An 11,548-nucleotide genomic window follows, 5' to 3' on the forward strand; every position below is an offset into this window, starting at 1 on the left:
CTCAGAGGGAACTATTATTTATTCTATTCCGAATACAAGAAGCATCGTTACAAAGTAATTACTCCACTACCGACGCAAATATGGCATTCCTTATCATACACGACAGCAAATTGTCCAGGAGCGATACCCTGTACCGGTTCCGTCGAAGAGATAGAATACGACTTGCCCTCCTTAATTAAGAGTCCTGACGTAAAATCGGGGGTATGCCTGTTCTTAAAAGTTATCTCGACTGGCGATTCCATCTCTCCCCACGGGTCATCTGTAATAAAATGGAACTCCGCCAACTTTAAAACCTTTCCATATTGTTTCTCCGTTCCATACCCGTTCGATACGAATATCGTATTGGTATCGACATCTTTCGCCACGACGTACCACGGACCACCACTTAATCCGAGTCCCTTCCGTTGTCCTATCGTATGAAACCAATATCCCTTGTGAGAACCCAATATCTTACCGGTTTCGAGCTCTACTATCGCCCCTTGTCGTTCGCCCAAATGTCGACGGATAAACGCATTGTAGTCGATATTCCCCAAAAAGCAAATACCTTGACTGTCACGTCTGGAAGCATTAGGGAGCTTAGCCGAAACAGCCATCTCCCGAACCTCCTGTTTCAATAAATCGCCGATAGGAAATAGCAAATGGGAGACCTGAACAGAGTCTATCTGTGCCAGAAAATCGGTCTGATCTTTCTTTTTATCTCTTGCCGTGGAGAGATAAATTTTACCATTCCTCTCGGTCGTCGTAGCATAATGGCCGGTAGCCGTTTTATCGAACGCATGCCCCCAACGTTCCTCAAAGAAACCGAATTTGATCATTTTGTTACACATCATATCGGGATTAGGGGTTAATCCGAGTTTCACCGTTCGCAAAGCATATTCCATGACATGGTCCCAATATTCCCTATGGAGAGATACGACTTCAAACGGAAGTCCGTACTTACGCGCAATATAAGTACACATTTCTATATCCTCCTCGGCCGAACAGTCGCCTTCGTCATTGTCCATTCCTATGCGAATGTAAAATAAAGTCGGGGCTATCCCTTGCTCTTTCAGCCGATGTACAACAACGGCACTATCCACTCCCCCAGATAATAATACGGCTACGTTCATCTATTCGTTCTCTAATTCCGGTTCCGGTGATACCTGTCTTTCAAAATTAAACTTCTTCCATGCTTTCTGACGAGGTTTCTAAATGAAAAGTCTTCACGAAGAAGGCATCCGCAGAATATCGTCCAGGACCCGCAAGCAGTATAAAAGTATAAATTCCCAAATAAAGCAACGGTAATTCTGCCGTCGACAGGCTAATCGGAGAAAAGGTAAAAAAAGCTGCAATAATCATAGAAAACATCAACGGTAAAACCGCCAACCTTGTCATAAATCCCAACAGCACCAACGAGGAACAACCAACCTCTACCAATATGATAAGGATTAACGACAGCTCACTACTCATTCCCATAGTTGCAGGAAACGTAGATTTCAAAGTATCGAACTGTTCTATTTTGGCGATGCCGTGAGTCAGCATCATGAAACCGATAAACACCCGTAACCCTAGTTTTGCCCAATCGGACAATCGTTCACACAACAAAAAGCGGGAGACCGTTTTAGCGAAATTCTTCATATTCAATTTTGTTAATTCAATATTTAAATAACAACCGAATTGCTCAAATAGATTAAATAGAAAAGACTTTGTGGTCGATTCTTCCTTTTTCAGGTGTTATTGGGTCAAAAAAACCTATGCTCACGCACAGAGGGGATCTCAAATGGACGATTCACATCGTTTACACAGAATCAAAACCACAAAGTCTTTTTACTTATTTTCCTTCAATATCTTTTCTACTTCTTCCAGCGAAGTATTGCGTAATATTATCTTCTTATCTTTATCCACCAAATACAAAGCAGGCATAATCCTCAAATCGAAATAACGGTCTCCATTTTCCATAGAAGCCACCACCCACTCTTTGGGATATTTCTCAACACTGCCCAACCATTCGTCCGTCTCTCCATCAGGATAAACCGACAAAATAACGAGTCGCCCTTCTCTTACTTCTTTCAATAAAGACTGCGAAACACTCAACCTCAAAGTAGTCAACGAGCAATCATCGCATTCGGGATCGTTAATATATAGCAGGACAAAAGGCGCTTTTAATTTCTTAACACGGAACTTCTTTTCTTTTCCCGGTAATTTATATTCAAAGTCGGTTAATTCCATTCCCAATTGGTTTTTAGTCAAAACATCATATTGATAGGAATAACGCAACTTACGTAACTTATCCACTTTTTTCGAATCGAGCACCGCTTTTACAAACGGCAAATAGGCTTCCTCGCTAACTAAATGCCCTTCTCCACTATATAGATATTTATCGGCTATATCGGCATACATCAACAATATATCTTCATCGCTCGAAGCCCGCTTCAATAAAATATCAATAGATTTCAATGTACTCTCTCGTGAAGCGATACGCATAATAGAGGTAAAATCGACGAAAGCCTGTTCCGGAATTTCCCTCGCATCCAAATATGCGCGGTTTTCAATATCAAAATTATCCCAATAATGGGCAATTAAGTATTCGCTTCTAACATCGGGCGTCACCAAACTATCGGGAATATCGGGCAACTGATATGGACGGACAGACTCTTCTTGTGCCTCCGACATTACAAAGGTACATGCGAATATACACAACAGAATTTTTCTTACCATAAAATTTCCCATATAACTAACCCAAGAGTAAGAGTAGGAGCAAACACCCTTGACTATATCGATGTATAATCCGTTTTTGCATCAGTTGCAAATATACACAAATTATCGTAAACAGCAACCCATTTGACTTTTATATTTAGTTCATTCGTACTAAATATAAAATATTAAATATTTTCTATACAAAACAACAGCCCGATTATTTTTTTAGATTTTTTTATTTTCCCACTTCCCCCATTTCATATAAGCCGCCGAAAATAAAAGGATTCCAATGGCATAGATATGTTCTGTCGTCCAGCAAATAGCAACATCGACCCTCAGATAAAATATCATAATCGCCACATAGACGACATAGAGCACCAGCGCCATCAGTTCCAAAATAAACGCAGCACGAGTATTGCCTGTCCCCGAAACCGACTGAAAATAGACATTCCCCGGGACTATAAAAATATAGGCGGAACAAAGGACAAACAAAGACGGAAGCGATGCCGAAATAAGATCGGGCATATCGGTGTAAATGCGCAAAATCCAATTGGGACAAAGGATAAAGAACAATATAATCGGAAGCACAAACAAATATGCCATACGGATACACTGATTCAACGTGCCCCGTACATAGCGAGTATTTCCAGCTCCTATCAAATTACTGATGAGCGTACTACATGTCGAAGAGAACGTAATGACAATCATAAAAGGCAGGGCCGATACGTTACGAATAATATTCGTTATGGCCAACGATCGCTCGCCCAGATGTTCCACGGCGATAAAAAACAGGAACCATGTAGACATGGATATAAAATTTTGAACCATCGTCCATACAGAAATATTCAAAATATTTCCCAAAGGTTCTCCATTCCGCAGACCGAAACGATTTAATCCATATTTTTTGACATCGACTCGTACACGGGTGTAAACGACAAAGAAAATTACCGATACCAACTCGGCCAAAGAAGAACCGATGGCGGCTCCTGCAATTCCCATAGCCGGAAATCCCAATTTCCCGAAAACCAGAATGTAATTAAACACGACATTCGACAATACCATGACAATCGAATTGAGTGTCAGAGTCTTTGTTTGGGTTGTTCCCACGAAAAAGGCGCGGAACATCACGGCTACGAATGAAAAGAAAAATCCATATACCCGCCAGCGAATATAACTTACGGCAGCTTCATGAACATGAGGCGAATCGATAAATCGTTCGAGAATCAAAGGCGAAACGAAATGAGATGAGACAAACAGCACCAACGCTACTCCCAGCAAAAAATAGGTTCCCTTATAAAATATCGGGCCTATCTTCGCATAATTTCCTTCTCCGTTTCTCCGCCCCATAATGATTTGCGCTCCCAAGCTAAACCCGAAAGCAATCATATAAAATGTCATGTAATAGACTCCGGCAATGGCCGAAGCTCCCAATTCGACTTCACCGACACGCCCCATAAAGGCGGTATCGGTCATGCCGATGAGTTGCTCCATAACGAGACTGATAAGAATCGGATAGGCAATGAACCAAATCTGTTTATAGCTGAATTTTACCGGATTATTCCCCATACTCTTTCAAATAAGCCTCGGCGGCTTCACAAAGATCGTTATACCACTTTTCTCCAAACCTGCGAATCAACGGTTCTTTCAAAAATTCGTAAACCCTCACTTTTTCCCGGCGTCCCAATACTTCGGCTGCCTTGCAAATTTTCCAACGGTGATAATTTACCGCCGCAAAGTCTTTGTATTCTTTCAAACGCACAGGATACAGATGACAGGAAACAGGCTTGTAAAAATCGATTTTCCCCTCTCGAAACGCTTTCTCTACGGCACATTGGCACATTCCGTTTTTACCGTAACAGGTAAAAACACAATCCTTACCATTCACGATAGATGTCACCAAATCGCCCTCTTCATCGACATAGGCAACTCCTTGCCGTTCGATAACGGACTTCGCTTCGGGTAACAAATCGTCCCAGATAACCGGAAGAATTTCTTTCAATTTACGACATTCTTCTTCGGAGACCGGAGCGCCGGCATCTCCCTCGATGCAACATGCCCCCAAACATTTTTCGAGATCACAGACAAAAAAGCGTTCTATGACATCGAGGCTCACCAGCGCACTACCTACTTGCAGCATAATTTCTTCGGATTCTATCGTTTTCATCTATCTTTATGAGGAAGAAAAGCCGGAACGCAAAGCATACGTTCCGGCATATCATCATCGTCGATCGTTGTTATTTCAACAAATCATGTCCTGTCATTTCGGCCGGCTGAGGCAATCCCATAATGTGGCAAATCGAGGGAGCGACATCGGCCAAAATACCATCTTCGACCCGTGCGTTCTTATTCTCCGTCACATAAACGAAAGGCACGGGATTCAATGAGTGAGCCGTATTGGGTGTTCCATCAGCATTCTCGGCATTGTCGGCATTACCGTGATCGGCTATGATAATCACTTCGTAACCGTTGGCCTTAGCAGCCTCGACGGTATCGCGCACACAAGCATCGATAGCCACGACAGCTTTTTCGATAGCCGAATAGACACCTGTATGTCCCACCATATCGCCGTTGGCATAGTTCACGACAATGAAGTCGTATTTATTTTCGCCGATGGCGGCTACCAATTTATCTTTCACTTCATAGGCACTCATCTCGGGTTTCAAGTCATAAGTAGCTACTTTGGGAGACGGAACCAAAATACGATCCTCTCCCTCGAACGGAGTTTCGCGACCGCCGTTAAAGAAGAAAGTAACATGGGCGTATTTCTCGGTTTCGGCGATGTGCAACTGGGTTTTATGCGATTTCGACAAATACTCGCCCAACGTGTTATGTACATTCTCTTTGTCGAAAAGAATATGAACACCCTTGAACGAGGCATCGTAAGGCGTCATGCAATAGTATTGCAAACCGGGAATCGTGTGCATACCGGCCTCGGGCATATCTTGCTGCGTGAGCACAATCGTCAGCTCTTTGGCGCGATCGTTACGGTAATTGAAGAAAATAACCACGTCGCCCTCCTTGATTCGCCCGTCGCAAGTCGTGTTTACGATAGGTTTGATAAATTCGTCGGTTACATCGGCATCATACGATTCCTGCATGGCTTGCACCATATTATCCGATTTACGACCGATTCCGTTTACCAAAAGGTCATAGGCTTCTTTCACCCGCTCCCAGCGTTTGTCGCGGTCCATCGCATAATATCGTCCGATAATAGAGGCTATCTTTCCGGCCGATTTAGCGCAATGAGCCTCCAACTCCTCGATAAACCCTTTACCGCTGCGAGGATCGGTGTCACGACCGTCCATGAAGCAGTGGATAAACGTATTTTCCAAACCATATTCTTTGGCGATGTCGCACAACTTGAACAAATGATCCAGCGAACTGTGCACCCCTCCATTAGAGGTCAGCCCCATAAAGTGGATATTCTTACCGTTGTCGCGCGCATAAGAGAACGCAGAGACAATTTCTTTGTTCTGTAAAATGGAATTGTCGGCACAGGCTTTGTTGATCTTCACCAAATCTTGATAGACGATACGTCCTGCACCGATATTGAGGTGACCTACTTCGGAATTTCCCATCTGGCCATCGGGCAAACCCACATTCTCGCCACTTGCTTGCAACTGCGAATGAGGATAGGTTTTCAACAAATAGTCCCAATAAGGAGTGGGGGTATTATAAATCACATCTGCGTGCGAATGATTACCGATGCCCCAGCCGTCGAGAATCATCAATAGTGCTTTTTTACTCATCTTCTATATCTATTTAGAGTTATCTAATTTCATATATCAACCAACAAAAACAATGCCGAACTTTCCGAAGAGAAACTCTCTACCCCGACATCTTTGCTTCCCCCGGGTATCCCCAAATTGCGGGACAAAGATAGCGAAAGGTGAGCACAGAGACAAACGGAAATCTCATTTCCGACTTGGCTATGCCGAACCGTATCCTATCTTCGTAGTGACAAAGATACGAAAAACCAAGAGCAGAAACAAATTTACTTGATTATACCGAGAGGAATATTATATTCAATTTATTTCAACAATCTTTTTAACTTCTGCCCCAAAAACAAAAATCCCCGAAGGTTGCTTTACACCCCCCGAGGATTTTTCCTATCGTGCATTTACCGCTTTACGATTTTATACGTCCTGTTCTGGATACGACACAAGTACACACCTCGTTTGAGAGCCGACATGTCGAAAGTCATAGCCCCACCGTAGGCCCTGTCCGAAAGCACCAACCGACCGGTCATATCGTACAAGGTAATAGATGTTCCCGTGGTTACCCCCTCGATATGCAACATATCGTCTACGGGATTGGGATAAATCGACACTTGGTCTGCTTCATGCTCCTCCACGGCATCGACATAGTGCACCGACACATGGCAAGTAGCCGTCAGTGCCCCATCGTTCAACGATACGGTAATATCGGCCTCGCCCTCTTTGTTTGAATGAACAATCCCGGTTTCAGAAACCGTGGCTACCATCTCGTTACTGCTTGTCCAACGAAGGCCCGAAAAAGTAGCATGCTCGGGATAGACCGTAGCCAACAGAGACAAGGCTTCATCTTCACGGGTTATCTGGTAACTCTCTATATCGAGTATTAACTTTGTAGGAGCCACATCAGGGAAAGTCTCTATCGTATAGAAAAAACGCCACGGAGCCGTACGACGATAAACCTCCTCGGCCGATGCCGGCACCACCAGAGTGCCATCGAGAGTAACTGTTGAAAATGTAGTCATCGTCGCTTCCGGGGGAGTAGCGCCCAAGCAAATAACCTTTGACAAATTTTTACAACCCGAAACATCTTGCATGGTCAATATCATACTACCAACTGTCAACGTCGACAAATAGGCACACTCATTAAACTGCGGCGCACCACTAATCTTCCGCCCTATATATAGTGTATCAATCATCATATTGCCACCATTGAAACACTTGCCTTCAATCAAAATAGGCCGATTCCCATCTTTTAGTTCCAATGATGAAACAGAGTCACAGTCCACAAACGACGAAAGAATAGAATCTACCGAAGCGGGTATAGACAAAGACTTTAACCGTCTACACTCCCCAAAAGCCTCAACACCTATTTTTTTAACTGAATTACCTATCGCAAGGTACTTCATATTGCTACACCCCTTAAAAGCATAGTCTTCTATACGTTCTACCTCATCGGGAATGGAAACAGATTGCAAACGACTACAAGAAGCAAAGGCAGATGTGCCTATGGTTGTTACACACTGAGGTATGTTTACTACTGTCAATCCTGTACAACCTTGAAAGAGAGAAGCCTCTATCCGCAATAAATTTTCTGGCAAAACGACACTTGTTAAACCGGTACAACCCTCGAAAGCACCTTCTCCAATATCCTTAATATTCATCAAATCGAGGGTACCCTGCAAAGGACAACCCTTATATGCATAAGCTCCTATTTGCGAAACGCTCTTTGGAAGAGAAATCTGCTTCAACTGAGTGCAACCATAAAAGGCCGTGTCACCTATTACTTCCAAACCCTCGGGCAATACAATCTCAGTTAATTGGTTACAATTTCTAAAAGCCGATTTACCTATCCGTTTCACCTCTTCGGCTACTCGATAAATCCCCGAAAAATTTTTAGGGCAATACAACAATTCTCTCTTATCCTTACTATACAGCACGCCATCCTCAACCATAAAATAGGGATTCTCTTCGTCAACAGTAATCGAGGTCAAAGAATCGGAGTTCAAAAATACATTCTCCCCTATCGTTTCTACCGATTTTCCCAAATGCACATGAGTCAGTCCAATACAGTTAGCAAACGCATAATTGCCTATTGTCTTTACCTTATCGGGAATAACAAGATCTCGCAACGAATAACACCCATAAAATCCATAATCACTTATTCCTAATAAGGCTTCCGGTAAATCAATTGATTTAATTCGACTGTAAGCCAAACTACCCAAAGAGCTGAGTGTATTCGGCAATTCCAGAGACGTTATCTTACTCACACAGGAATAATAATCCGGATAACTCGATGAAAAACTTGTAACTCTAAAAACTTGCCTATTATAAGTTATAGTTTCAGGGATCGTTACAGCACCTCTATAAACAAACGGTTGCCAACCCACTCTAAATTCCATATAAAGAGTCACAACGTTTGCTGTTTTTTCACTTTCAAAAACATAATACATTATATTATCAGATTGATAATAAGGATATTCTGGTGGATATCCAAACGAAGGTGACATGTACAACATGGACAAAATCAACAACACCACTACTTTTTTCATAGTAAACCTCCTTATATTTTGTGTTTTGTAAAAGTAAGAAAAAATCTGTTTTTCACAATAATCGGCAGCCACTTTTTTCAAAAATATTTTATATTATATCATCATGCCATAAAATCACTTCTTCCCGATTCTACTTTTGCCGTGTATTAATCATTAAATTTTTTAATTATGACAGCAAATGAAATTTTAGCGGATATCGAAAATTACGAAAAGTTCGATCCGGTTAAAGGAACAGTCGAAGGGAAAACTTATGTAGTAGTCCCGACTACTACAAAAACAGACAAAGATTCAGACGTCGTTATCAATAGGCATATCACCTTAGCCCACAACACAACGTTGATTTTTGCCGGAGGAAAAATCTCAGGGACAGGCACACTCACCGGCGACAATACTCGGTTGATAGCCCCTATCACCCAAATTTTTGGCGAAGACATCACAGTCGACGGCATTTGGGTAATGGATCGCGCCTATCCTCAATGGTTCGGGGCAAGAAACGATATTTCCAACAATGAATTTTGGCATCTGCGCGTTGCCTGCGAAGCAGCCAAATCTACCGAAGAGAACCCTCTCGCCCCCGAAGCTGAAAAAGACAAGATTGAAAAAGCTCGCGATACGGCCTTAAAAAACTTAAAAGCATGGAAAGTAGACTCCTCCGATGCCATCAACAAGGCCATGAAGCTGAAACATGCCGGAGAAGTATTTCTGCCCAAAGGAGAGTACGCCATTTGTAAAACTTTGAAAGTTCCTTATGGTATTGTACTTCGAGGAGAATTGGCCGACTATCGTCTTAACAGAAGTAACATACAGTTGCCTATCGGTGATTATCCATTAGGAGGAGACACTACTCCCGACGATCTTTCGTCTTATTATAAATTAGGGACTGTTATTCGCCCCTTAAACACCAACTATCCGCTCACAGTCGATAGTGACGGGACGCCTATCACTTCGTTCGACAACAATTTTGCTGTTGTCATCAACCCCAACATTCACCCGAACGAGAATCATAATGAGGCATGGGAACAGGAGTTTCCTCCTGCATTCACTACGATACGAGATATCCAGTTTATAAACTTTTGGACAGCGACACCCAGTATACGGGGTATTTATGCGATAGGCGGCATGAAAATTGAGAATGTCAGTTGGAGTCAATTCGTGCAAGCCGTAGCCACACCCGACGATATGTATTGCGACGGAAAGACCATTATCAACTGCCAGTTCAATGCACCCACGGGCTGCATATTCAAGGACTTTGTCTTCGAAACCTCGGTAGAAGAACCCGAGGAAACAATAAAACGATTTGTTATAGATAAAAAGAGTATTATGCCTTCGATTTAAGCGGATTAGGAGATAATCTATATTTCCACCACAACCATTTAGGTATGGGCGAAATTACCGGAGGATTAAAATTAAGAAGCTCCAACGGAGCGCAAATCAGTTGCAATATTATCAACGACAATATCGCATTTTATAACTGTAAAGGCATTTCTTTTTCTGCCAACCACTGTGAAGATGGCATTCAAGTAAAAATATCCAATTCTCAAATCGATTTCTCCGGCAACTATTTCCATAAAGGGAAGAAACCGACATTCCTTATTCGAGATGATTATGCCCGAGGCTCGATCAATGTGCAATCGTCTACAATAGCCCTGCAAAACAACTCTTTGGTTTTCTTAGACCATGAAGATGAAAGTTCCAGCCTTTATATCGGAAATATCAACCCTTACGATATCCAAACCGACGGGTATCTATCCTTGTCGATACAAAACACCTATCGCTACCGTACTCCCAGAAATGCCGGAGGAAGCATGCACGGGTGTGGACTGGCCATTCTTAAAGAGATTTGGACTATTGGAAAACCTGAGCCTGAATTGATTCCGTTTACCGAGTTCAACGATTTGAGTTATCTCTTATCCGGGAGCTCACTTATCAAGCCCAACTTCCATATCGTACACAACCATGTGGTGAACAACACGCAGTTTTTCCGAGGGGCGGCTATGGCCAACAACAATATCGTATGGTTCCTCGAAAAAGGCGCATACTATTACCGCATGCAGACTATTTGGGACAAAAAACGACTAATCGGCAGTTCGACTTTAACCTTAGGTAATTTCAATTTAGGAGAAATTGGTTCTAATCCCAACATGGGAAAACCACAAGGTCTCTTGTTGAATATAGGGGCTAATTCTTATGACGGTCCCAGCGACGGAAATGGCAACCAAGTAGTCATTCGACTCATGCGAGCCCGTACGAGCGGGAATACAGCTTACCACAGTATTGAAATTCCCGTTTGCGGAACCCGCTTCCTATATGACAATGGCCTGTCGGTATGCGGCTTCAAATGGAAGCAGGAAACATCGATCGCCCCGTTGACAGTCAACACCATGATCCAATCTATCCACTTTGTCGGTGACAACGTTGTCTGCAAAGGAACCGCTTGTCCTACCGTTGGCGAGTGGACTGTGGGTGACATTGTTTACAACACAGGTACGGCATCGAACAATGCCATGTGGATATACACGGCAAACGGCTGGCAAGCCCGATAAAAAATAGATGAGCTCTACTTAGAAGCTGTTTTAAAACATAAAAACCGCACCGAATATTCGGTGC

General features: G+C 42.9%; 9 protein-coding genes. 2 read left to right on the plus strand and 7 right to left on the minus strand.

The window, feature by feature from the left end; genetic code table 11:
* Positions 1 to 47: 47 nt before the first annotated feature.
* The 7 genes from mnmA to QVD32_RS09410 form a co-directional block, all read right to left on the minus strand.
* Complete coding sequence (gene mnmA, locus QVD32_RS09380) at positions 48 to 1,109, minus strand: tRNA 2-thiouridine(34) synthase MnmA (protein WP_118686920.1); 1,062 nt, start codon at positions 1,107 to 1,109, stop codon at positions 48 to 50.
* Between the two features lie 46 nt (positions 1,110 to 1,155).
* Positions 1,156 to 1,617: a DoxX family protein gene (locus QVD32_RS09385; RefSeq protein ID WP_118686921.1), complete on the minus strand. Its 462-nt coding sequence runs from the start codon at positions 1,615 to 1,617 to the stop codon at positions 1,156 to 1,158.
* 189 nt (positions 1,618 to 1,806) lie between these two features.
* Positions 1,807 to 2,697, minus strand: a complete 891-nt coding sequence (locus QVD32_RS09390; RefSeq protein WP_195242015.1) for a DUF5106 domain-containing protein — start codon at positions 2,695 to 2,697, stop codon at positions 1,807 to 1,809.
* 204 nt (positions 2,698 to 2,901) lie between these two features.
* Positions 2,902 to 4,242 carry an MATE family efflux transporter gene (locus QVD32_RS09395; protein ID WP_021891143.1) on the minus strand — a complete coding sequence of 447 codons (1,341 nt, stop codon included), beginning with the start codon at positions 4,240 to 4,242 and terminating at the stop codon, positions 2,902 to 2,904.
* Positions 4,232 to 4,813 carry a DUF3109 family protein gene (locus QVD32_RS09400; RefSeq protein WP_118687103.1) on the minus strand — a complete coding sequence of 194 codons (582 nt, stop codon included), beginning with the start codon at positions 4,811 to 4,813 and terminating at the stop codon, positions 4,232 to 4,234. The genes QVD32_RS09395 and QVD32_RS09400 overlap by 11 nt, the downstream gene beginning before the upstream one ends.
* Before the next feature lie 97 nt (positions 4,814 to 4,910).
* Positions 4,911 to 6,425: a 2,3-bisphosphoglycerate-independent phosphoglycerate mutase gene (gpmI, locus tag QVD32_RS09405; RefSeq protein ID WP_046415658.1), complete on the minus strand. Its 1,515-nt coding sequence runs from the start codon at positions 6,423 to 6,425 to the stop codon at positions 4,911 to 4,913.
* Positions 6,426 to 6,796: 371 nt separating this feature from the next.
* Positions 6,797 to 8,941, minus strand: a complete 2,145-nt coding sequence (locus tag QVD32_RS09410; protein WP_008862600.1) for a leucine-rich repeat protein — start codon at positions 8,939 to 8,941, stop codon at positions 6,797 to 6,799.
* A 168-nt stretch (positions 8,942 to 9,109) separates the two neighbouring features.
* Here QVD32_RS09410 and QVD32_RS09415 point away from each other — a divergent pair, with 168 nt between their 5' ends.
* Both QVD32_RS09415 and QVD32_RS09420 read left to right on the plus strand, forming a co-directional pair.
* Positions 9,110 to 10,276: a hypothetical protein gene (locus tag QVD32_RS09415; RefSeq protein ID WP_118686924.1), complete on the plus strand. Its 1,167-nt coding sequence runs from the start codon at positions 9,110 to 9,112 to the stop codon at positions 10,274 to 10,276.
* A 44-nt stretch (positions 10,277 to 10,320) separates the two neighbouring features.
* The gene (locus QVD32_RS09420) at positions 10,321 to 11,484 is read left to right on the plus strand and encodes a hypothetical protein (protein WP_118686925.1); all 1,164 of its coding nucleotides are present in this window, start codon (positions 10,321 to 10,323) and stop codon (positions 11,482 to 11,484) included.
* The last annotated feature ends 64 nt before the right edge of the window (positions 11,485 to 11,548 follow it).

This window comes from Barnesiella sp. (assembly GCF_022723415.1).
GTDB lineage: Bacteria > Bacteroidota > Bacteroidia > Bacteroidales > Barnesiellaceae > Barnesiella > Barnesiella intestinihominis.

Bases quoted from the DNA above. Each gene is read 5' to 3' on its own strand.
- QVD32_RS09390 (WP_195242015.1), bottom strand. From the start codon at position 2,697: ATGGTAAGAAAAATTCTGTTGTGTATATTCGCATGTACCTTTGTAATG.
- QVD32_RS09420 (WP_118686925.1), top strand. From the start codon at position 10,321: ATGGGCGAAATTACCGGAGGATTAAAATTAAGAAGCTCCAACGGAGCG.
- gpmI (WP_046415658.1), bottom strand. From the start codon at position 6,425: ATGAGTAAAAAAGCACTATTGATGATTCTCGACGGCTGGGGCATCGGT.
- QVD32_RS09415 (WP_118686924.1), top strand. From the start codon at position 9,110: ATGACAGCAAATGAAATTTTAGCGGATATCGAAAATTACGAAAAGTTC.
- mnmA (WP_118686920.1), bottom strand. From the start codon at position 1,109: ATGAACGTAGCCGTATTATTATCTGGGGGAGTGGATAGTGCCGTTGTT.
- QVD32_RS09385 (WP_118686921.1), bottom strand. From the start codon at position 1,617: ATGAAGAATTTCGCTAAAACGGTCTCCCGCTTTTTGTTGTGTGAACGA.
- QVD32_RS09400 (WP_118687103.1), bottom strand. From the start codon at position 4,813: ATGCTGCAAGTAGGTAGTGCGCTGGTGAGCCTCGATGTCATAGAACGC.
- QVD32_RS09395 (WP_021891143.1), bottom strand. From the start codon at position 4,242: ATGGGGAATAATCCGGTAAAATTCAGCTATAAACAGATTTGGTTCATT.
- QVD32_RS09410 (WP_008862600.1), bottom strand. From the start codon at position 8,941: ATGAAAAAAGTAGTGGTGTTGTTGATTTTGTCCATGTTGTACATGTCA.